This window comes from Acinetobacter sp. 1130196, assembly GCF_000588095.1.
GTDB classification, from domain to species: domain Bacteria; phylum Pseudomonadota; class Gammaproteobacteria; order Pseudomonadales; family Moraxellaceae; genus Acinetobacter; species Acinetobacter nosocomialis.
The window spans coordinates 17,519-40,045 of sequence record NZ_JFWX01000039.1; the positions used below are offsets into that span (position 1 = coordinate 17,519).

The following is a 22,527-nucleotide window of genomic DNA, read 5'->3' on the forward strand; positions in this document are numbered from 1 at the left end:
CAATCTCATCCTTTTATTAGCTTCTTAAAAGGAATATTTTTCCAGCGAAGTAAACAATTAGCTATGTGATAAAAGCAATATATACTTTCATCTAATACATATATATAAATACGAAATTAAAAAACCCGCTTCAAAAAGAAACGGGTCATAAAAACAATAAACTTTCAGCGCAGTATTTGATACTGATAATACAAATTAAAATATGTATTTACAATATATTTTAAGAAAATAAATGTTGGGATAGGATGTTAGCCAACCACGTATTAAATGCTTGCTTTGATAAGAAAGATGGAGCTTAGAATAGATCGATATCAAAATTTAAATCATGATGACCAACAACTTTATATCGACCACCACCTAAAATAATAATGTTTGTATGAGGATATCTCAATGTTGATAATGCATGGCCTAAGAATTTAGCTTGCTTTTCTTTATCGTGCTGATACGTCTTAAACTCATGTGAATTTACAAAGAGATCATATTCTCGATCTATTGTTGCCTTAATTTGCGTAAGTTCCACTTCGATCTCCTTATTATGGGAAATCTTTTTATAACACATAATAACTCACTATTAGAGAGCTCTTAAGTTAAAAATTGATATCGATGTTATCGAAAACAACAGATGATGCAAAATCAACTATATCTTTCCCGATTTCTACAATTAAATCTTTAACTTCAACTAGATCAGGATTCACAGAATTAAGCACCGAGTTTTCTTGCTTTGGCTCATCTTGGACATCTAACTGCTCAACGTTATTAATTGGGCGTATTTGATTTTGCATAAGGTTAGTTATTCTTCAAAAGTCTGAAATTCCGGAGGAGCAAATAATGCCGTCTTATCCTTTGTACAAATTCTTTCAATTCTCAAGCCAAAATCTGTAGCCGCTTTTTGTTTTTCAACTTCTTTTGTATATAGAGGTGTCTCATAAGCCAAACCACTTACATGACCAAAAAAGTTATTGATATGGTAATTGATTATCATATTTTCCTTATCTTGGTCCAAAGGAATCATTAGCTTTTCAAGCAAATCAAGGGGCTTAATACCAGTCTGTCTTTCTAACATGATTTGATATGCTGCACTATTAAGTTTTTCACAGACCGTTGATTCTTTTTCTTCAGCATGCAATAGACTTCCAAGTGACATTAAAATTACTATAAGTATTAGTCTCACTCACCTATCTCCACATATATAAATCAGTAGCACAATAAAAACTAACGGGATTCTTCAACATTTTCAGCTAAACAAGTAGCTAATATCGTTGCATAGTCATATGTCATCTGCGAAGTATATTCTGAAATATCCTGATCCTTAGCTTTGTAATCATTATTTCTATAAATTTCTTCAACTATTTCCTTAAAATCTTTAGTTTGGGTTTTACCTGTATCAAGATCTGTATATAAAACTTCTAATCCTTTTACTCTATCTAAAGCAATTTCTTTAGTAACATTGTCAACTTTCCAAAATGCAGTCATTACATAAATTTGTGCTTTGTTCTCACAATATCCTGCATGCCCCAAAATAGGTAAAAGTATTAAAGAAAGAAGTATTTTATTCATGCGCTACACTTTAATAAATTTAAAGCCCGCGAATGCGAGCTTTATGTACTTAGTGAATTACTATAACTTCGTCCACTATAACGTAAAAATAGCATTTACCCTGTACAGGGTCAAGTTCTAAAGTCCTAAATAATTCAATTATCTCAGACACCTAAGATTTTTTTAACAACAAGAGCATCATCCAAATATCCAACAATATAATGTGGTTGGAAATACTGTGTTTTTGCCCTTAAGTTCTGAATCTCTGGTTTAACATTATATGGAGGGTTCGTTAATAAATAAGCCGAAACAAAATCATCCGTGTCATAAAAATTAAACCAATCTCCTTTTAATGAAGAAGGCTTAGTACGATCTTTGAAATAATCATAAAATACAGGGATACCTAAAGGAGAGCCTAAAGTCACAAATCGAGAAATTTTATAAGAGGAATTTAAATGCTGTAGAGCATCTAGACAAACAGCACTACCAAGAGAATGCCCAACCAATACAATTTCTTTAGAAGGATCCTTTTTTATCTCACTTAATAATTTTTCTCTCACTTGTGATCTATATTGTTCATTCTCAAGAAATAGATTTGCCTCTTTGGCAAATATCTTAAGCACCCACGTATGAAACTTTTGAAATCTACTCGTAATTTTGATTAATGCCTTCGCCCCCTTATCTATAAAAGAATATGGAGTTAAAGTACTTTTTAAATTAACAGGAATTGCTTCAATAGGTAATGTTCCCATCTCATCAGTACTATGTCCGTCCATCGAGTCAGCAATATTGATTAAAATATCCTGCTCGTCTAATGACAAATCATTAAAGTTTTTTTCAAAAGCATGAAATCCACTGGTCTGTAAATCAAACAATACTTTATTAGAAGTCGGGGTATTTAAATAATCCTTCACCAGATCTCCATAGTAAATAAACTCAAATTCAGTTGTAGCTGGAACATTCGGTATATGTGCCTGAAATACTCCCTCTAAGAAGGCCTCTATCCATATCTTTTTCAAAGTTTCAGGATCCTTATCAGTCTGGTTGATCCCGTGTACCATTATTATTTTCATGACTTTATCCTTTTAATTATATTGAAATTTTATTATATTCCTTTAAATATTAAGTGCAAACATAAGCCAGTTCAAAGCATAATATTTATATAGAACTCAGCTAAAATATTTTAAATGAAATCTCTAGAAGTCGTTGCTGCAGTCATCTGGCACCAGCATAAAATTTTATGTGCCCTTAAAGGTGAGCATAAGTATCCTTATTTATCGAATAAGTTTGAATTCCCTGGCGGTAAAGTTGAAGCTGAAGAAACACTCGAGCAAGCGCTCATTCGAGAAATTAAAGAAGAGCTTAATCTTGATGTTGAAGTAACAGAGTATCTATTAACTGTAGAGCATGCTTACCCTAACTTTAATATCGAGTTGGCCACTTTTATATGTGTGACTAAGACTATTGAAGAATTGGCTTTAAGTGAGCACCAGGATGTACAATGGTGCTCTATCGATGAATTAGAACAGCTCGACTGGGCTGCTGCTGATATCCCCATCGTGAAATACTTACTTGATAATAAGACTGCAGCATGTTGAAAGATTTTAAACTACTCAAACCAGGTGCCATTTTAAATAACGCAGAATTATGCGAATACTTCCTGTGCTCACCTCAGGGCGGAATGCGTAGATCTCATAAGACAAATACACTTATCATTGTTTCAAACCATGTTGAATCAATTTATGAAGATCAATGGATTGGCGATGAGCTACATTACACTGGTATGGGCCAAGTAGGTGACCAAGAATTAAAAAGTCAGAATAGAACATTAGCTGAAAGTCATACTAATGGCGTGTCTGTTCATCTTTTTGAAGTTTTTGTCGATAAAGAATATATCTATCAGGGTCCTGTAACTCTCGTAGCTGATCCGTACCAAAAGATTCAACCTGATGCTAATGATCAAGATCGTTTAGCATGGATATTCCCGGTTAAATTGTCTGATTCAAATTCGGTGATTAGTATTGAGACGATAGAGCGTACTAACCAGAAAAAGAAGCGTAAGTATAAGAAGAAATCGATTGAGCAATTGAAGGCAGATGCTCACGCTACAGCACAAACCCAAGTTAGCTATCGCAATACAAGGACTAAATACTTTATTCGTTCTGTTGCAATTGCAGAGCTTGCGAAGCGTTTAGCAAATGGTGTTTGTCAGCTCTGTGAACAACCTGCCCCTTTTAAAGATCAACATGGTGAGCCTTATCTGGAAACTCACCATATTAAATGGTTAGCGCACGGCGGACCAGATACCGTCGAAAATACAGTAGCACTTTGCCCGAATTGCCATAAGAAAATGCATGTTGTGAATGCTGAGGCAGATCGGGAAAAGCTAAAGATAATAAATTCTCAGCTCAATACAACTTATTCATTTCAATAAAGAAAGTTTAAAATTTAATAAATTGGTATTTTATGCGATTAAGAGAAACTATTTTAGCTTTGATGATACCCGCCCTATTAGGGTATCTATTTATATCTGGCCGTTATTTCATTATAGGTAGTGTTGAACAGACAGGTTATGATTATATAAACCTGGGTTTTGACTTTCATGATTATGTATTTCAAGGTTTTTTAGCCAATTTTAGGGCTTCTTCTTTTTTGGCACTTATACTAGCACCACCATTAATTCTTATATTGAGACAATTTTTTTACTCAAAAGAGCTTTTTGATAAAATAAATATTATATTTTCATATCTTATAGTTTTATTTATCCATAAGTGTATCAAAAGAAATAAAAACATTGATAAAAAGGAATTATTTAAAGAAGAAGAGAATAAATATTTTCAAAAAAAAGAAAAAGCTGAAAAGAACCCTCTCTCGAAAACACTATTAACTTCTTATTATTTATCTATTTTCTTATATCTTTTTCTTCTTGTTTCCTTGGTGAAAATTTTAGACTTTTATAAGCAAGGTAAAGAAAGTGCTCAAGCAAATATATTAGGTAGTATCACGTATATAAAGGATGATGAATCTCAACTTTTTAGAGTTATTTGTGGAAAAGAAGTTTGCATATATGCAAATAAGAACTTTGACTCTTTCAAGAAAATAAAAGAGGATAACTACCCAGATAAAGATCTACAGCAAATTAATAATTTAGAAAAAAATTCACCATTTTTCTTCTTTCTACTATCTGAAAAGCAACTTTCACCAATAGAGAAAGTTGTCTATGTACAGATTCATTCAAAAGAAATTAATTTACACTCTAAAAATCCATATTTCTTTAGAGCCTATACCCGAAAAGTACACCCCTATCTTTCTAACTTAAAATTTGAAAAAAGATGTTATAAAGATATTGAAAATGATGAGATTAAAGGACTGAATCAAAAAGCATCTCAGAATAAAGAAAAACTACCCTATTTTGTGGCATTTAAAATTCCTGTTGAACAAAGTATTGATCATATTGATATATTTGATCCTAAGAAAAATATCCAACAGTACAACTTTTGCAAGCAACTTTATTGATTTATGAGAGGAAACTCTAATAATTCTGGGTACCTGTCTTATTTAAAAGCTCACCACTTGATGAGCTTTTCAAAATAAAATTTTTTATACTTCAAACAGGAATAAAAATTAATCTATACACTAGAGGTTTTCTGATCTAAAAATGAATATACCCTGCAAGATAAGAAAATAAAATACAAATAAGATAAATTGAATCGGAAAACATCTTCTTTTTATCCCAAAAGTTTTTGGGGTACGAAAATAGAAAAAGGTGCCAATCACAAAATGAATTGTACATAAAATGATTAATCCATATCCTAAATAGTGGAAATTCTGATAATCCATTGAGTATTGTTGTGAGAGTTGTTCAGCGAAGGTATGAATCTGTTTTGTCACTCAATTGATATGGTGCGCCCGGCGAGCATCGAACCAGCGACCCTAAATTTCGGAAATCTAACTGTTCACGTGTTTAATATTTATCACATACGTTAAGTCTGCAGAGTGGTAATGCATGAGTTCATCACAAAGATTCTTTGCAGGATTGTAACACCTACTCATTGAGTGGGCTTTTTATTACTAACCGTTTTGCCTGAGGTGGTCTTGGAACTCTTGGTCGTGTACTTTGTCATAATTAACTGGGTCGTAAACGTATCCAGTTAATATAAAACTTAAGCCTCAGCCCCTAAATACCAATTTTTCCAAGAACTGGTTCCTCTGGTTTCAATTGCTACTGTGGGAATCAGTTTCTCTTTTAATATTTCAGTTTGTTCAACCGCTTTTGCAAGTCTCGCTTTGACTGAATGAATACATTCACGGTCACCAAATTCACAGCGGTCTAAAGTTGTACCGCCACAAGGCCCGTTGGCTAAACCTTTTGGACACGTTTCAGGGCAAATATATAAAGTGTCACCTAAACGGCACTGACCACAGCTTTCACAGCCCACTAGGCTGTGTTTACTTAGTACTTCTGTTTTAAGTAATACTTTGGCGACCAAAGCATTTTCCCAAAATGACGCTTTAAAAATAAACCGTCCAACGCCTTTAGCAATTTTTGATCCAAACATTGCTTCATGCATAACATGTAGTTGGCGATATTTAATTAATTGTTTAGACGTTGGCTGACGCGAAAACCGAGCAATTTCAGGTGAGAACTCTTTGCCTGTAGTGACTTGCCAAAGTGAATTCCAAAGCTCTTCTAAAACGTTAAGCTCCAGATGTCTGTATTGCTCGACGTAGCTTTCAAGCAGCATTTGCTCCTCTGGCTTATGGCAGGCAGATAAGTGAATTCCAGCAAACCCTAAATGTTTACATATCAAAATTTGCAAAGCACAACGTAAATAAACACTGTCAGTGTGCCCTGCCTGTTTTTCTTCTGCCAAGACTTTTAACATGTGTGGAGTAATTACAATACCCGCAACTTTATGCTTTACCATGAAGTTGGCACGACCTAAAGTCAGTGGCATGACACAAGCCAGTATTTGCTGTGAATAATTGTTCTTGGTTAAAAATGATTTGGCTTTCTTTAAGGCTTCAATGTCATAGCCCAATTGGGTAATGATAAAGTCAGCGCCTGCTTTAATTTTCTTATGTAGTTTTAAATACTGTGCATCACGCTCAGCTTCAACATATTTAAATGGGTTAAAACCCCCCCCAATACGAACCCCGCCATGTTGCTTGGCAGCCATTACGGCGTTTACTGACTCTAAGTAACGACTACGAGGCTGTCCATCTCGACCATTATGGTGTTCTTTAAGTTTATCACCTGTAAGCAATAACAAGTTTTGAATATTGGCTGCTTGAGCTTGTTCTAAAAATTGTTCAAAGTCTTGTATGTCTCGGGCCTTACCTGAAAAGTGTAAAACTTTCTCTATTGAGTCAGGGTAGCTTTTGCTGGCTTCAAGCGGCGCAATATCATGATCTGAATGTACGCGATCTGCCAATGTCATTGCAGCCGGATATCCTGCAAACTCATGTTTCACAGAATAAATTTCATGCAGTGAAGTGAGGTACTCCACCAACACAAAAAACTGGTTTTGCTGGAAGCAGGGAGAAACGTGTGACATAGGCAAAGCGCTTATCAAAACATGAAATCAATCATAAGCGCGGCATTATAAATCAAAGTGCATCAAGATGCGCTAGTCAGAAAGCTCATTGTTTTGCTTATCTTCACTCTCTTTATTTCTGGGTAATTCGAGTGAACGTGGGAATATAAAATCGAAAGAATCGAGTGCATAACGGTAAAGCTGAGCTGGTCGTTTGCCCACAATTTTACTGTGGTTGGTTTCTTCAACTGCCCCAGCCTCTATCATACGGCGTCTAAACGCTTTTTTATCTAAGGATTGCCCAAGAATAATTTCATAAATGGTTTGTAGCTCGGTCAGCGTAAATAACTCTGGCATGAGACTGGCTGGCAATGCGGTATAGCGGGTTTTATTGGTTAAACGCTCTAATGCCAAGTTAAGCAATTCATTATGATCAAACGCTAATGCTAAATCTTTTGCTTTTGCTACAGGCATCCATTCGCTGTACTCAGCCAAAGCTTGCTGTTGATAGGCATTAAAATCAATTAATGCAAAATACAAAATGGTTACGGCCCAGCCACGCGGGTCACGTTTGGCATTGCCGACAGAGGCAACTTGTTCCAAATAAGGTGAAGCAATCCCTGTTTTTTCGACCAGCTTACGATAAGCCGTGGCCATCAAGTCTTGGTCATGGGTTAAATCGGCAAAACCACCCGGTAAAGCCCATTGGTCTTTGGCTGGAAAGTTGGGTCGCTTAATGAGTAATACCTGCAACTGACCATTAAATACCGAGAAAATAGCCATATCGACCGTGAGTAAAGGTGCGTCATAATCTCGGCGATCATAACTGGCAAGGAATTCTTGTTCAGTTTGAATAGTCACGTTCAGCCTCTCAATAAAAATGATGAGCCGATACACATGCAACGGCTCATCTAAACTCAGTTATGCGATGGATAAACGCTCGCGAATTTGATCCAAAGTACACTCATATTGAAGTTTACCATTTTCAAAGACTGTTTTAAGTGCTCCGCCTTGTTCTTGTTCGGCTGTTTGCTCATCAAACAAGATAAAACCATTTTCACGTTCTTCAATGCGTAACAGACCTTTCGCAGATTTTTTTATACCTGAGTCAGTAATTGGGTCTTTAAATAGTTCTCGGCCTATACCATTCACTTGCCCCCAAGTCGCTTTCACAGCAAATCCAAAGGTATCGCGAGTTAAGTAGTTATAGGTAAAGCTACCGATCCCAAACACCAAGTTATTTGATGCAAAACCTTTGGCTTCAAGCCCTTCTAAAATACGCTGTGCACGGTCTAGGGTAATGGAATCACCATAAATTAAACCAACACGTTCATTGAGTACTTTATAGCCTTGGTCAGTTGTTGTACCGCCAAACACTTCCCATAAACATTCAACTGCGCCTTTATATGCTGGGCTACCGACTTCGGCGTCTGGGTCACCACAAATAATTTTAACTGGGTCACCAGAGTCAGGACGGAAAACCAATTTAGCCAAACCTAAAGCATTGGGTTGTCTTGCCAGAATTTCAGGTTTTAAAGCCACTGTAAATTCTGTAATGACTCGCCAAAAATCCCAAGTATCAGACACAATACTGACAACACCAGACGGATAAAGCTCACAGATTAAACGCTTAAATGTGTCTAGCTCACTGTTTTCTGTACCCATACACATCACACTGTGTTCGGTCGCTGGTACAGAAACCCCAATCACACCTGTTGCATTGTAATATTCTTCTGCGTAGTCGATTGAAGCAACAGAGTCTGTTCCAATAAAACTGGTTAAGTGGCCTACACCAGACTGAGCTGCATCATAAATTCCACTCATGCCACGGCTACTAAAATCGTGTCCTTGTACAGGTACAAAATCGAGTGGTGCACCAGTTTTTACGGCATATTGCGTTAATAAGCGTTTGTACTCGTAGGCAATCGTTGCAGTAGTACAGCTTTTCCAAAGCTCAGCACTTAACACCGTTTCAATATAGTTAGTTAACCAAAAGAAACGCGGATCTGTATTAATTACGGTAAGCACAGGTACACGCATATTGACGCGGCTACCTTCTGGCAAAGCTTTAATGCGTAATGGTAAATAGCCCAAGTCGTGTAACGCTTCAATGTGGTCAACCGGTACAGCACCGTCACCTAATGAGCTATCCATACGGCGTTTATAAGCAGCCACCACTTTGTCTTGAGGTTGCTTAAAAAAGCCTTCATTCCACGTATCGATTAAAAAGTGTTTAATAAAACCCTGAAGCCCAAAGAACACCACTTTATCGTCAAAGTCTGGCAACATTTTAGCGAGTCGAGATGAACGCGGCGTAAAATTTGCGTACACGTACTCTGTACCTGCTGGATACTGACGTCTGTGATCAGCTTTATAAAAATCGATAGCGTTTAATGGATTAAGTTTAATCGTCATCTTTATTCTCTTTATTTTGCTGCAAAAGCGATTACTGAAATTTTGTCTGATGGTTGTTGTGGAAAGCTGTCCGAGGTAAACAGTTGGTCAAGCAATCCATCAAAAACCTCTATTCCTTTACTGAAAATACCGTGGGTCACGTATAGAACGACCTTATGGCAATTGAGGCGACGGAGTTCTTTGGCAATACCAATAAATGTTGCACCGCCGTCACAAATGTCATCGGTAATGACCGCTGTTAGGCCTGATAAATCAGTTGCATGTACATGTGTACCCAAAATTTTGCCAGTCACTGGATCACGTTTTTTATCACACTGAACAATAGTGAGTGGTTGTTTGCACTCAACATTAAAAGCGTCTGCAACCATTTGTGTACGTGCTTTCGCGCCTTTGTCTGGGCAAATCAGTACTGTTTTTTCATCTTTTAATAATGTGCTTAGCGCTTCACTCTTTTCGATGATGTCGACTGAACTCACATTTACAACTTCGCTAAAAGAAGTATTGACTGTAAGTAAGGCTGTAGTGACTTCACTATGGCAGTCCCAAACAGTGATCTTGCCTTGTTTGCCCGCTTTTTTGTCGGCATTGATGTTAAGTAACTTGGTCATCACATCAAGTGAAAATGCTTGGCCTACTGCACAAATACGATCCTGACGTGCATATGGAAAATACGGAATTTCTAGGTCAACGGTTAAGCCTTGAGTCAGCAATATATTTTCAAGTAACAAATAGTCCATCACATCGTGACTTGAGGTCATTTTGGCGCGAACCAATACGTTGCCAGATAGTGAGTTCAATGTTTTCTCATCAATTTGAACATGACGCTCGCCACCAGAAAACTGCGTGAATTTCACTGGAATTTCATTTCTTGCCGCATCTAAAAGTTGGATAGCCATATCATCCTCTTTTTGTCTGATGACCTTCGATGAATATATAGTGGCACAAAGCCACTATATATTTCAAGTCTAATTTTCAAACTTTTTTCAAAGCCATTTAAGACATAAATTTTGCAGTTTTAGAGCATTTAGAGATTTGTTATTTAAGAAAAATTATTATTCAAACAATTGAAATAAAAAATTAATTTACAAAAAGCATGACGAGTAGAACTATTATTAAAAGTAGCGGATAGAACTTTGCACGCCATAAATCAGGTAGTTTTGAAATAAATTTTTCTGAAAAATATAGCCCGATCCATGTTCCAGCAACCAAGAATAAAGCAGCTTCAAACCAGATTAGTCCGATAAATCCGTTGGGTGTCCATCTAGATTGCCAAAGTGACAATACACAGTAAGTAAACGTTGCAGTTAAAGACAAAGGCAGCGTGAGAATGTTTGCAATAGCCGCAGCCTCTGCCATAGAACTCCCCCGCCGCCGTAATAAAGGAACCGTCATTACACTTCCTCCAACACCTAAAAGTGCTGCAACCCAACCAATAATGCCCCCTTTAATGAGTTCACTGTTTTGACCATAGTGTTGCTTTTGTTTTGATGCAACCATAAAGCCTGGTCGGTAATAACAATCTAGAATGGTTATGAATACATAACCCATAAATATCCAGCGAAGCCAATTTCCATTAAACAATGAGGCCATTACTGCACCCACAATTCCCCCAAATGCGATACCACCCCATAAAAATTTGATCTTTTGCCAATCTATGTGTCCAGACCGATAGTGTCGAAAGGTTGCAAAACTTGCCGAACACAGCATGACAAAAGCGGACGTAGCAACGGCGATTTGCATCGCATGTACCCCAACCATACTTTCGTTACTGTACTTTTGAATAATGACTGTATAAAGCAAAGGTACAGCAACAAAACCACCACCAAAACCAAATAACCAAGTGGTAACGCCTGAAAGTAGTCCAAATAAAAATAGCTCATATAGCATGATTATCTTCCTCACATTTATAGAGGCATGATATAAAATAGCTCTATGGCAAACTAACGTAGAAAAGCCATCTTTTTATTTATTTCAGCCAAAAATATATGCGTAATATTCCAATTAATGATGTAGACCATCTACCGCAAGCGGTTCTAGCGTTAGGATCAGATTATCCTGCTGATACTTTGTTAGATACGCATAGCCATCGCCGTGCCCAGTTCTTATATGCACCCGAAGGCCTCATGAAAGTTGAAACTGAAGATGGACAATGGCTCGTGTTACCGTACAGTGGTGTATGGATACCTGCAGGTAAAGCACATCAGGTATGGCTATCTAAAGTCAGTACTTATAGTTTGTATATAGAAGTGAGTAATGCCCCAAGACAGGCAAACTATTGCGAGGTCGTGCAAGTTTCACCGTTAATGCATCAGTTACTGATTCAAGCAAATCAACTGCCTGTTGACTACCAACGTTCAGGCCGTGACGGTGTTCTTATCGATTTATTGTTATATGAATTAGAAATTGCACCAGCCCTGCCTCTATTTATTCCATTGCCTCACAACACATTACTATCAAAACAGTGTGCTGAGTTTATGGAGCATCCCGATATTCATAGCAGCCCTAAAGATTGGGCACATGACCATAATAAAAGTGAACGAACTTTTCATCGTTGGTTTAAGTCTGAAACTGGCATGTCCTTTCAAGCTTGGCGTAATCGAGTCTGCATCATCTATGCTTTAAATGCCTTAAAAGAGAATATCTCAATTACTGAAATTGCCTTTAGTTTGGGCTATGAACACTCGGCAGCATTTACTGCAATGTTCAGTAAAATTATGGGTTATCCGCCTACCCATTTTTCAAAAAGATTTCATGCGCATGATAAAGAACTATAAAGATTTACTCATGTGAATGGTGTCATAGGTCTCGATCCACTCACGTTTAATGACATCAAAGCCTTGTAGACGCCAAAACTTTTCAGCCGCTGGCAAAAATGGATGGGTATGCAAATACAAAGTTGTAATTGCTCTGTTTTTGGCATGACTAAACAACATGTTGCATAGCTGAGTCGCGATGCCCTTACGGCGGTATTCAGGCAATACAAACAACTTAATGACTTCTACCGTATTGGTCGGCAAATTTAAATCAAAACGATGGTCATACGCCCGATATGCAATGGTGCCAATAATACGGTTTTTATCTTTTACCGTAATAAAGCAACCTAATGGATCATTAACATAATATTGCCCAAAATTTTTTAAATCTTTGGGGACTTGCCCATGATAGATTTCTGGAAATAATAAATGTCTTGTATAAAGTGCAAACTCTACCGCAGGCTTATAATCTGTTTTGCCAACCACCTGATAATTCAACATATTCATAGCCAAGAATGATCAGGGATAACAATGGTTTTGTCTTGAATCATGGCTTCATGAAACTCAACATCATAGACACTTTTTAAAAACTTCGGATCGGTGATTCGTGTTTTAGACTCAGGCTTAACTACCTCATGTTGGCGCATAAAAAATAGATGATCTGCAAATAAAAAAGCCAAGTTAGGATCATGCATAATCGCAATCACCGTAAAATTTTGCCGCGACAACTGACGCAACTTTTTCATTAAATAAGACTGATAATAAACATCGAGATGATTGGTAGGCTCATCGAGCAAAATGACTTTTGGGGCTTGCACTAAAATGCGGGCAATCATAACCAATTGCCGTTCACCTCCCGATAGCTCGGTATAAGGGCGGTCACGCAAATGCTCGATGTCTAAATCAAGCAAAGCTTGGTCTACACATTCCCAGTCTGATTTTGAAGGTCTATATCTGCTAAAAGCGGCACGTCCTGTAATCACCACATCTTTAACTAAAAATGGAAATACGGTTTTATGAAACTGCGGTAAAAAACCGAGTAAGGCTGCCCGATCTTTCCCTTTAAAGTCCGATAGTAGTTTTCCAGAGTAACGAATCAAGCCATCTTTTACAGGCTCTAGGCCCGCCATCAATTTAAAAAGTGTCGATTTGCCACAGCCATTGCGCCCTAAAATTACGGAAAACTGATTTTCAGGAAACTCCAGATGAATGTTTTTGAGAACCTGTTTATGCCCATAGGCATAATTTAACTGATCAATTTGAATCATGCCCAATGAGTCCTCTGTGTTTTCATTAATAATAAGAAAAATGGCGCGCCAAGTAGCATGGTAAAAATACCAATCGGTATTTCAAAGGTTAGTAAAACACGTGAAAAGTTATCAATCATGAGTAGGAAACTACCGCCCAACACCATATTGGCTGGAATACTGTAGCGATGATCTGGTCCCACCAACATTCTCACAATATGCGGCATAAAGAGTCCATATAAACTAATAATGCCAGCAGCAGCCACAGAAGTTGATGTACATACAGTCACTAGTACAATTAAAAGAAGCTGCTCCCAACGCGGATTAACACCCACCGCCTGCGCTTCTTCGGCACCGAGTGCCATTAAGTTTAATCGCCAACGCATTGCAAATAGCCCAGCAAGGCCAATACAAATCGGTAGCACAGCGTATTGAACTTTTTGCCAAGAAGCCTGATGTAAGTTGCCCATGGTCCATTGCACAATGGCTTGCAGTTTAAATGGATCACTTAAGTATTGAATAACTGTAAGTCCTGCCAAGAACAGTCCAGAAACAATCATGCCCGATAAAATTACCATGACTAACGACGTCTGGCTTTCATGTTTTTGATGCGCGAATAAATACGTTAAGCCAACAGCGCACACACCAAAAATAAATGCTGATAGATTTGGCGAAAGCCAACTTAAAGAAAGTGCTAAAGCTGCACCGAACGCCGCACCAGATGAAATACCGAGCACATATGAGTCAACTAAAGGATTACGAAACAATGCCTGTAAACCATTTCCCGCAGTTGCTAACGCAGCTCCCACCATAAAGGTCAGTAAAATTCTGGGTAATCTGACATTGACCAGAATATTTTGCATCAGTCTAAATTGCTCAGCATCAAAATACGGTGTACCAAAAACTGCTTGTACACCCCACCGCAAATAGTCCCATGCACTCAATGTCTGCGTTGGCCCTATGAGCAACGAGATAAAAATCATCACGAACGGTAACGGGTAAAACCAATAATATTTCAGCTTTTCCATATTTATGACACCAACGCTTTGGCAAGTTGCTTACCATACAACTTGGTTAAAATACGCTGTTGTAAAGCACTTACTGGTAAATCGGACTGTTCAGGGTAAATACTGTGATTTAGATAAATCGCCGTAATAATAATTTTGATGGTGTGTGGGTTATATATAAATGCAGGACTCAAATTAAATACCTTTCGGTTTTGTACGGCGCTTAAACCTTGTAATTCTTTTCGTTCATAAATTAGTTTGCGATTGGTATTCCAAAGCACAATATTGTCAGGGTTCCATTCAATTAAAGTCTCGGGGTTTACGTTGGGCTGGTTAGCAGCAGTCTGAACAATGTTGTAAGCACCAGCCAGCTCAATAAAATCATTGGTAATCGACTCCCGTCCTGAAGTAGAAAAAATTCGCCCTCCTGACCATGCATAGTAAATCGATTGTTTATTTGGCTGACGTGCAGTTTTGGCTGCGACTTCTGCCACAATTTCATCAGAGAAGCTTAAAATTTCTTGAGCGCGCTTTTGGGCACCACTAAGAACGGCAATTTCAGATAGCTCTTCTTTCACCTGTTTATAGGTGGCTGACTCCATTACATATACAGCGATGCCAAACTGCCGTAACAGTTCAATCGTTTGAGTCTGTCCGCTTCCTACAATCACTAGATCTGGTTTTAACAACACGAGACTTTCAATATTAGTTGCATTGGCTCCTTGTGAAGGTGCTGCAAGCTGCTTATTGGCAATGCGTTGATCTATTTTTGAATAGGCATTAAATAATAAAGGTTGAATGTATACTTCGGCCGGTATACCAATTACTTTGTCGCCTTGCCCTAGCATATAGAGGCCATCTAAACCCGACTCAAACAGAGAAACGATTCTTTGCGCTGGTTTAGCTACACAGACTTTAGTATTTGTACTATCAAAAACACATATTGAATGGGAAGTTGAGTTTTCTTGAGTTTTTCTATTTTGCTCAGATGAAGAGCATCCGTATAGAATTAATAATGTGAGTATGGGAGCCAACAACCTCATGATGGCCCCAAATGCACAAACATAGTGCAAAATAAAAAGATGTGTTTATTTGGTGCATTTTTCATGTGAAAAAAACACCATAAGTGAGCAAGACTGTTGGAATTATCATTAATACGTTAGCAAATCAAATATTGTGAAGAAGATAATTATGATTAAGCAATAAAAATGCCAGCACTACAAATGAGTTTAAATATGCAGCAGAACGAATCTGCTGCTTTTTTATAAATAAATTAAAATCTACCGATCTTAAGTAAAGCAATAATTACACATGATTCATGCGTTCTAATTCACGAATTAAGCCAGAATGATCAAGCTCACCGTCTCCGGCAGCAAGCATATTTTCGAATAATTGGCTGACTTTTTGGGCAATAGGTAAATTTAACTCAAGTGATTTCGCATAGCTAACGGCTGTATGAATGTCTTTATGCTGGTTTCGAGCTGTACCTCCCGGTTTAAAATCTCGATTTAACATGCGTTCGCCATGCTGTTGCAAAATCGGAGAATCTGCAAAACCGCCTGTTAATGCTTGTTTTAGTTTTATCGGGTCAGCTCCTGCTTTACTGGCAAGCAATAAACCCTCACTCACGGTTGCAATGGTAGATGCGACTATCATTTGATTGACGAGTTTTGCCAGCATTCCACAGCCAGCATCTCCAACTAAAATTGGTCGTCCCATGACAGATAGAACATGTTCAGCATGTGAGAATGTTTGAGCATCGCCACCTACCATAATTGCCAGACTTGCATTTTGAGCACCTTTTTCACCGCCAGAAACAGGTGCATCCAAATATCTAAGTCCGTTTTCTTTACATTTTTCACTTTGGTTTTTTGCAACTTCAACCGGTATTGAACTCATCACAATGACCGTGCTTTCAGGTTTTAGCTGTGAAATTGCACCATTTTCTTGAAATAAAATTTCATTACAGGTTTTTCCATCACTGAGCATACAAATCAGAAACTCTACATCTTTTCCGACTTGTGCAAGTTCACTACAAACATGTGCACCCGCTTCTTTTAAACTTTCTGCTTTAGATGAAGTTCGATTCCAGACCTTAACTTGATGGCCAGCTTTTAATAAATTCATGGCCATTGGCATTCCCATAATGCCAGTTCCAACAAAACCAATTCGAGCCATTATTTCATCTCCGTAGCAGTCCGCACTTTAAGTCGCTGTTGTTCTACTTTTAGGCTATCAGACTTTAACTTTGCCAAAAGCAGTAACCCAAAACCGCCCATGGCAACAAATCCTGCAATGGCAAGGAACGCTACTGTATAGGTGCCCGTGGTGGTATATAAATAGCCTGTTAAATATGGACCAGTAAAACCACTTAAATTACCTACAGAGTTAATTAAGCCAATACCGGCTGCAGCGCCCACTCCTGTTAGAGTCTGCCCAGGGATAGTCCAGAAGATATTAATCGCACTAAATACACCGATTGCGAGCAGAATAAAGCCCACAATAATTGCCCACGGTTGATTCACAATCAAAGCAATCGCAATTGCGAAAGCCGCCATGAGTGCAGCACAAGCACCATGTTTATAACGCTCTTGTTTACGGTCAGAACGGCGGCTCCATAAAACCATTCCAACCGCCGCAAATGCATATGGAATAGCAGTGAGTAAGCCATTTTGGATAAGGCTGATTTGCATACCAAAGGTATTACGGAACGACTCTAAAACACTTGGCAAGAAGAAGAACATCGCATTTGAACCAGACGTAATTCCAAAATAAACAATTGCCATAATCCACACTAAAGGATTTTTAAACACTTGTTTAATGAGTTCGCCTTTTGTTAAAGCAGCATCGGCAGATTGCTGTTTTTCTCGTTCTTCACGCTCTAGCGTATTCATGAGCCATTGGCGCTGCTCAGCTGTTAACCACTGTGCTTCTTTTGGGTTATTGGTTAAATATTTTAGACAGATTAATCCTAAAATAATGGAAGGAATCCCTTCTAAAATATACATTAAACGCCAGCCTTCATAGCCAATGGTATTGCCCCATTGCATAAGGCCGACCGAAATTGGCGCTCCAATAATTTGGGCAATTGGTAACCCTAAATAGAAAGTCGCGAAGACACGGGCACGATATTTAGCAGGAAACCATAAGGTTAAATAAAAAATAACCCCCGGAAAGAAACCCGCTTCTGCAATACCCAGTAAAAACCGTAAAATAATAAATTGGGTACCACTATGGATAAATCCCATAAGCCCGGCAATAATTCCCCAAGTAATCATGATTCGGGCAATCCAAATCCGTGCACCAAACCGATGAAGTAAAACGTTACTCGGTACTTCTGCAATAAAGTAACCCAAGAAAAATACACCCGCACCTAAGCCAAAAATAGTTTGGGTAATTCCAATTGCATCATTCATATGTAGCGCAGCAAAACCAATATTGGTTCTGTCCAGAAAAGCCATAATGAATAAAATAATAAGAAACGGGATAATGCGACTTGAAATACGTTTAATTGTCTGCTCTTCGAGAGCAGTGACATTTTTGATATCTTCCATAATAACTCTCACATGAATTGGCGATCACTGCCATTAATTTTGGGTATCTTCTATATGTGCCTGAATGATGCTTTCAAAATTCTCATCTGCTTGGAAACCTAAAGATTCGGCATATTCGGCTTTCACTTGAACCGGCCAACTTTGAACAATCCTTTGAATCGTTTTATCTTCTTGCCACTGCACTAAATCAGTTACTTGTTTACCGGCAACTTTTTCAAGAGCCTCAAGCATTTGCTTAACGGTAACGGTCAATCCCGGTAAAGGAATAATTCGGTTATCTTGGAGTGCCTCTGACGAAATTGACGCAGCCTTAATCATTGACTCAACACAGCGTCTTGGTGAAGTAATGAAAACCGGAGTATCTGGTGGGACTGGACAAACAGCCGTTTCACCTTTTAAAGGCTCGCGGATAATTGAACTAAAAAATGTAGATGCGGCTTTATTAGGCTTACCCGGACGAACCACAATCGTCGGTAATCTTAAAACACGCCCATCAATAAAGCCTTTACGCGAATAATCTGAAACGAGCAATTCTCCTACTGCTTTTTGCATACCGTAAGAGGACTTTGGTGTAACCACCGTATCATCTGTTACAACTTCTGGTAATTGACCACCAAATACAGCGCAGCCACTCGCAAAAATGACTCGAGGCATTGTTTGTTTTTTTCTTAATTCTTCTAATAAATTTAAAAGGCCATAAAGGTTTACATCCATTCCCAAGTCAAAATCAGCCTCTGCTGCCGAACTCACCACAGCAGCCAAGTGCCAAACAACATCAATATTTTCTGTGATGTTTGCGACTGTGGTTTTGTCGGTAATATCCCCTACAATCACCTCAATCTTAGGGTCTTGCGGTAAATCATCACCAGCAAATGCATCAAACAAAATAATTTTATCGATAGGCTTAGCTTGATTAGCGTCTAAAGTTAGGCTTCCGGTTTTTAAAATCTCTTTGGCAATTTGCTTTCCAATAAAACCCGTGCCACCAGTAATTAACACATTCATACAGGGATCCTTTCCTAATTCTTATTCACTTAAAGATTTTTAATCATCATGAATTAAACGATAAGGAGTCCCTGCAATAATTTCCAATGAATAATTTCTAAATATTGATAACTTTTTAATATCAGTTTTATGATAAAACATTAGCTAAATTAAGTAAGCTTTCTTTTAATTTAAAAGCCCCAAGTCTTCTATGACTTGAGGCTGAGGACTTTACTTACGTTTTGCATTTTTAAGTAAAATATTAATAAATGCTGCGGCTATATCAGACACTGGTTCATCTTTACGTGTCAAAATTCCATAATCTTGAGCATCTAAAATCAGGTCTGTTTCTAAAATCTGTAGTTGTCCTTCTTTCACCTGATCAATTACCATTGCTTCTGGCAACATGCCCACCATAGGTGCGCCTTTTAAGATCTGTAAAAAGGTCTGCATCGACATGGTATTTACCGTATTTAAAGGAATTTTGACTTTAGCTCGGGCGAATGCACCTTCCATACGCTCCCGAATGGGTGTGCCTTTAGGATAAAGTACCCACGGCCATTTTAATAATTCTTCTAATGTACAAAACTTTTTCTGGGCACATGGGTGCGCATTATTGACAACAATACAGAAAGGTTCAGGGCCTAAAGGCTGGAAATCAAAAAACTGGCTTTGCGTAACATCGGTAAAACGGCCTATGGCTAAATCTAGAGTATGTTCACTCAACATTTCCATTAAATGGTCACTGGTCTGTTCAACAACATCGATAGAAAGTAGCGGCCATTGTTTCTTAATTTCGATAATTGAGTTTGGAATTACCACTGCGGTTGCTGCAAATATTCCCCCTACTTTTAAAAACCCATGTCCACCCAACCGTAAAATCTCGATGTCTTCGACAAAATGTTTTGCGTCATTCAAAACCCGCTGTGCATAACGAATGACATGTTCACCCAATGCGGTTACGGGCATATTTCGGGGCAGTCGCTCAAAGACCTGAAACCCAAGAAGGCCCTCAATTTCCTTTAGCATTTTACTTACAGCAGGTTGACTTAAATTCATCTGCTCGGCAGCCAAATGCATGTTATTGGTTCGAGCTAACGTCTCTAATAAAACCAAGTGCTTGAATTTAAGCCAGTTATTTAAACTTGAGTAAGTCAAATCTGCCATTTTTAAAATTCCTTTTTGATAACCACAAGTTATTAATAATTAAATTATTACGATTGGTGTTTATTAAATAAGAAACATATCATGATTTCAAATAAAAGAAGGAAGCTTTAAATGAACTTTACGTTAAATTCCCAGAACTCATTACCAGATGATGCAACTCAAGGATGCTTAATTGGCCGCGCGTGGATTCCAAGTCAAATTTCGGGGCCATCCGCTATTATTTTAAGAGGCAATCAAGTTTTTGATATCTCGGAAAAATTTCATACTATTTCCGAATTACTTGAAAGCGGTGATCCTTTAAAAGCTTTATCTGAAATTGAAGGAAGACGAGTTGGTTCAATTGATGAGTTATTTGCCAATACTGTCGCCGAGCCAGATACCAACAAGGCATACTTTTTAGCCCCAATTGATTTACAAGTAATTAAAGCAGCAGGTGTTACCTTTGCTGCAAGCATGTTAGAACGTGTGATTGAAGAACAAGCCGGTGGCGATGCACAAAAAGCTCAATCGATTCGTGAAGTTGTACAAGGCGTAATCGGTGATAATTTAAAAACAATCGAACCCGGTTCTGAAAAAGCGCTACAACTCAAAGAATATTTAATCGAACAAAAAATGTGGTCTCAATATCTTGAGGTGGGTATTGGTACAGATGCCGAGATTTTTACTAAAGCCCCTGTTTTAGCAGCTGTAGGCACAGGACAAAATATTGGTATTCATCCAAAGTCTGAATGGAATAATCCAGAGCCGGAAGTCGTATTAGTTGCCAATAGCCAAGGTAAAATTTTAGGCGCGACTTTAGGTAACGATGTGAATTTACGGGACTTTGAAGGCCGTAGTGCCTTACTGTTGAGTAAAGCGAAAGATAACAATGCATCTTGTGCGATTGGCCCATTTATTCGACTTTTTGACCATACTTTTACTTTAAATGATATTCGTACTTGCGATGTTGAACTGCAAATTCAAGGCACCGATAACTTTGTGTTAAATGGTGTGAGTTCTATGTCGCAAATTAGCCGAGATCCTGAAGATTTAATTCAACAAACTCTTAATGAAAACCATCAATATCCAGACGGTTTTGTTTTGTTCTTGGGTACTTTATTTGCACCTACTCAAGATCGAGAACAAGCTGGGGCTGGCTTTACCCATAAAGTCGGAGATGTCGTCCGTATTCATTCACCTAAACTTGGTACTTTGTACAACACGGTTATGACCAGTGACAAAGCAACGCCGTGGAATTTTGGAATAAATGCTTTGATGCGTAATTTGAAGCAGCGTGAATTACTATAATTTTCACGTATTATCGATCGATTGAATTGCAAGATTCATCTCGTAAATAAACTAAATTTCAAAAAGTATGAGTGAAAGGATCAAAAAATGAATGATCAAAATAAACGGATTTTTTTACGTAGCCAAGAATGGTTTGATGATCCTGAACATGCCGACATGACCGCTTTATATGTTGAGCGTTACATGAATTATGGTTTGACCCGTGCCGAGTTACAATCAGGTCGCCCGATCATTGGAATTGCACAAACGGGGAGTGATTTGACCCCATGTAACCGTCATCACAAAGAACTTGCTGAACGCGTTAAAGCGGGTATTCGAGACGCAGGCGGTATTCCAATGGAATTCCCCGTCCACCCGATTGCAGAACAAACCCGTCGTCCAACTGCTGCACTTGACCGAAACTTGGCCTATTTAGGTTTGGTTGAAATCTTGCATGGTTATCCGCTTGATGGTGTGGTGCTGACCACTGGCTGCGACAAAACTACTCCTGCATGTTTAATGGCAGCAGCCACAACAGATATACCTGCAATTGTGTTGTCTGGTGGGCCAATGCTAGATGGTCATTTTAAAGGTGAATTAATTGGCTCCGGCACTGTGCTTTGGCATGCGCGTAATTTACTTGCGACTGGTGAAATTGACTATGAAGGGTTCATGGAAATGACCACTTCTGCTTCACCTTCGGTCGGGCATTGCAACACCATGGGCACTGCACTTTCTATGAATGCATTAGCAGAAGCATTGGGTATGTCTTTACCGACATGTGCAAGCATTCCGGCACCTTATCGCGAACGTGGGCAAATGGCCTATATGACCGGTAAAAGAATATGTGAAATGGTTCTAGAAGATTTACGCCCATCTAAAATCATGAACAAACAATCATTTGAAAATGCCATAGCGGTAGCCTCAGCATTAGGTGCATCAAGTAACTGCCCTCCTCATTTAATTGCAATTGCTCGTCATATGGGCATTGAGCTGAGTTTAGAAGACTGGCAACGCGTTGGAGAAAACATTCCGCTCATTGTGAACTGCATGCCGGCGGG

The 22,527-nt window shown here is 38.3% G+C and carries 23 protein-coding genes and 1 pseudogene; 6 read left to right on the forward strand and 18 right to left on the reverse strand.

Features of this window, described 5'->3' with window-relative positions:
* Nucleotides 1–220: 220 nt before the first annotated feature.
* The 5 genes and pseudogenes from J671_RS0104950 to J671_RS20165 all read right to left on the reverse strand — a co-directional run bounded on the left by J671_RS0104950 (nucleotide 221) and on the right by J671_RS20165 (nucleotide 2,609).
* A pseudogene (locus tag J671_RS0104950) lies at nucleotides 221–520 on the reverse strand (hypothetical protein).
* A 67-nt stretch (nucleotides 521–587) separates the two neighbouring features.
* The gene (locus J671_RS20150) at nucleotides 588–782 is read right to left on the reverse strand and encodes a hypothetical protein (protein WP_031983213.1); all 195 of its coding nucleotides are present in this window, start codon (nucleotides 780–782) and stop codon (nucleotides 588–590) included.
* An 8-nt stretch (nucleotides 783–790) separates the two neighbouring features.
* Nucleotides 791–1,144 carry a hypothetical protein gene (locus J671_RS20155; RefSeq protein WP_031983214.1) on the reverse strand — a complete coding sequence of 118 codons (354 nt, stop codon included), beginning with the start codon at nucleotides 1,142–1,144 and terminating at the stop codon, nucleotides 791–793.
* Nucleotides 1,145–1,212: 68 nt separating this feature from the next.
* On the reverse strand, nucleotides 1,213–1,557 hold the full coding sequence (locus tag J671_RS20160; protein WP_031983215.1) for a hypothetical protein: 345 nt from the start codon (nucleotides 1,555–1,557) through the stop codon (nucleotides 1,213–1,215).
* 143 nt (nucleotides 1,558–1,700) lie between these two features.
* Nucleotides 1,701–2,609: a lipase family alpha/beta hydrolase gene (locus J671_RS20165; protein ID WP_031983216.1), complete on the reverse strand. Its 909-nt coding sequence runs from the start codon at nucleotides 2,607–2,609 to the stop codon at nucleotides 1,701–1,703.
* A 114-nt stretch (nucleotides 2,610–2,723) separates the two neighbouring features.
* Between J671_RS20165 and J671_RS20170 the strand changes: the two genes are divergently transcribed.
* The 3 genes from J671_RS20170 to J671_RS20180 are packed head-to-tail and all read left to right on the forward strand — an operon-like array spanning nucleotide 2,724 to nucleotide 5,052.
* Nucleotides 2,724–3,134, forward strand: coding sequence for a (deoxy)nucleoside triphosphate pyrophosphohydrolase (locus tag J671_RS20170; protein ID WP_031983218.1), 411 nt, complete (start codon nucleotides 2,724–2,726; stop codon nucleotides 3,132–3,134).
* Nucleotides 3,128–3,970: an HNH endonuclease gene (locus tag J671_RS20175; protein WP_031983219.1), complete on the forward strand. Its 843-nt coding sequence runs from the start codon at nucleotides 3,128–3,130 to the stop codon at nucleotides 3,968–3,970. Before J671_RS20170 ends, J671_RS20175 begins: the two co-directional genes overlap by 7 nt.
* Nucleotides 3,971–4,002: 32 nt before the next feature.
* Nucleotides 4,003–5,052, forward strand: a complete 1,050-nt coding sequence (locus J671_RS20180) for a hypothetical protein (RefSeq protein WP_031983220.1) — start codon at nucleotides 4,003–4,005, stop codon at nucleotides 5,050–5,052.
* Nucleotides 5,053–5,699: 647 nt separating this feature from the next.
* Here the strand turns inward: J671_RS20180 and J671_RS20185 are convergent.
* The 5 genes from J671_RS20185 to J671_RS20205 all read right to left on the reverse strand — a co-directional run bounded on the left by J671_RS20185 (nucleotide 5,700) and on the right by J671_RS20205 (nucleotide 11,375).
* Nucleotides 5,700–7,094 (reverse strand): methylenetetrahydrofolate reductase C-terminal domain-containing protein, encoded by a 1,395-nt coding sequence (locus tag J671_RS20185; protein ID WP_031983221.1) that lies wholly within the window; start codon nucleotides 7,092–7,094, stop codon nucleotides 5,700–5,702.
* Between the two features lie 72 nt (nucleotides 7,095–7,166).
* Entirely contained in the window at nucleotides 7,167–7,934 is a 768-nt protein-coding gene (locus J671_RS20190; RefSeq protein WP_031983222.1) for an NUDIX hydrolase, read from the reverse strand.
* Nucleotides 7,935–7,994: 60 nt separating this feature from the next.
* Entirely contained in the window at nucleotides 7,995–9,488 is a 1,494-nt protein-coding gene (locus J671_RS20195) for a nicotinate phosphoribosyltransferase (protein ID WP_031983223.1), read from the reverse strand.
* A gap of 11 nt (nucleotides 9,489–9,499) precedes the next feature.
* Nucleotides 9,500–10,384, reverse strand: a complete 885-nt coding sequence (locus J671_RS20200; RefSeq protein WP_031983224.1) for a phosphoribosyltransferase family protein — start codon at nucleotides 10,382–10,384, stop codon at nucleotides 9,500–9,502.
* A 181-nt stretch (nucleotides 10,385–10,565) separates the two neighbouring features.
* Entirely contained in the window at nucleotides 10,566–11,375 is an 810-nt protein-coding gene (locus J671_RS20205; protein WP_031983226.1) for a sulfite exporter TauE/SafE family protein, read from the reverse strand.
* Nucleotides 11,376–11,473: 98 nt separating this feature from the next.
* Here J671_RS20205 and J671_RS20210 point away from each other — a divergent pair, with 98 nt between their 5' ends.
* Nucleotides 11,474–12,262 carry an AraC family transcriptional regulator gene (locus J671_RS20210; protein ID WP_031983227.1) on the forward strand — a complete coding sequence of 263 codons (789 nt, stop codon included), beginning with the start codon at nucleotides 11,474–11,476 and terminating at the stop codon, nucleotides 12,260–12,262.
* On the opposite strand, the gene J671_RS20215 is transcribed toward J671_RS20210, so the two are convergent.
* The 8 genes from J671_RS20215 to J671_RS25845 form a co-directional block, all read right to left on the reverse strand.
* Nucleotides 12,257–12,748: a GNAT family N-acetyltransferase gene (locus J671_RS20215; RefSeq protein ID WP_031983228.1), complete on the reverse strand. Its 492-nt coding sequence runs from the start codon at nucleotides 12,746–12,748 to the stop codon at nucleotides 12,257–12,259. The two genes, J671_RS20210 and J671_RS20215, sit on opposite strands and share 6 nt — an antisense overlap.
* On the reverse strand, nucleotides 12,745–13,509 hold the full coding sequence (locus J671_RS20220) for an ABC transporter ATP-binding protein (protein ID WP_031983229.1): 765 nt from the start codon (nucleotides 13,507–13,509) through the stop codon (nucleotides 12,745–12,747). Before J671_RS20220 ends, J671_RS20215 begins: the two co-directional genes overlap by 4 nt.
* Nucleotides 13,506–14,516, reverse strand: coding sequence for a FecCD family ABC transporter permease (locus J671_RS20225; RefSeq protein WP_081404940.1), 1,011 nt, complete (start codon nucleotides 14,514–14,516; stop codon nucleotides 13,506–13,508). The genes J671_RS20220 and J671_RS20225 overlap by 4 nt, the downstream gene beginning before the upstream one ends.
* A 2-nt stretch (nucleotides 14,517–14,518) precedes the next feature.
* Nucleotides 14,519–15,538 (reverse strand): ABC transporter substrate-binding protein, encoded by a 1,020-nt coding sequence (locus J671_RS20230; protein WP_031983231.1) that lies wholly within the window; start codon nucleotides 15,536–15,538, stop codon nucleotides 14,519–14,521.
* 262 nt (nucleotides 15,539–15,800) lie between these two features.
* The gene (locus tag J671_RS20235; protein WP_031983232.1) at nucleotides 15,801–16,673 is read right to left on the reverse strand and encodes an NAD(P)-dependent oxidoreductase; all 873 of its coding nucleotides are present in this window, start codon (nucleotides 16,671–16,673) and stop codon (nucleotides 15,801–15,803) included.
* Nucleotides 16,673–18,049: an MFS transporter gene (locus J671_RS20240; RefSeq protein WP_031983234.1), complete on the reverse strand. Its 1,377-nt coding sequence runs from the start codon at nucleotides 18,047–18,049 to the stop codon at nucleotides 16,673–16,675. Before J671_RS20240 ends, J671_RS20235 begins: the two co-directional genes overlap by 1 nt.
* A 33-nt stretch (nucleotides 18,050–18,082) precedes the next feature.
* Nucleotides 18,083–19,054 (reverse strand): D-erythronate dehydrogenase, encoded by a 972-nt coding sequence (denD, locus tag J671_RS20245; protein ID WP_031983235.1) that lies wholly within the window; start codon nucleotides 19,052–19,054, stop codon nucleotides 18,083–18,085.
* A gap of 210 nt (nucleotides 19,055–19,264) precedes the next feature.
* Nucleotides 19,265–20,200: a LysR family transcriptional regulator gene (locus tag J671_RS25845; RefSeq protein WP_000774594.1), complete on the reverse strand. Its 936-nt coding sequence runs from the start codon at nucleotides 20,198–20,200 to the stop codon at nucleotides 19,265–19,267.
* A 111-nt stretch (nucleotides 20,201–20,311) separates the two neighbouring features.
* On the opposite strand from J671_RS25845, the gene J671_RS20255 reads away from it, so the two are divergent.
* Complete coding sequence (locus J671_RS20255; protein ID WP_031983236.1) at nucleotides 20,312–21,487, forward strand: fumarylacetoacetate hydrolase family protein; 1,176 nt, start codon at nucleotides 20,312–20,314, stop codon at nucleotides 21,485–21,487.
* Between the two features lie 87 nt (nucleotides 21,488–21,574).
* Nucleotides 21,575–22,527, forward strand: a 953-nt coding sequence (locus J671_RS20260) for a dihydroxy-acid dehydratase (RefSeq protein ID WP_050675059.1), incomplete at its 3' end; no start/stop codon positions are given.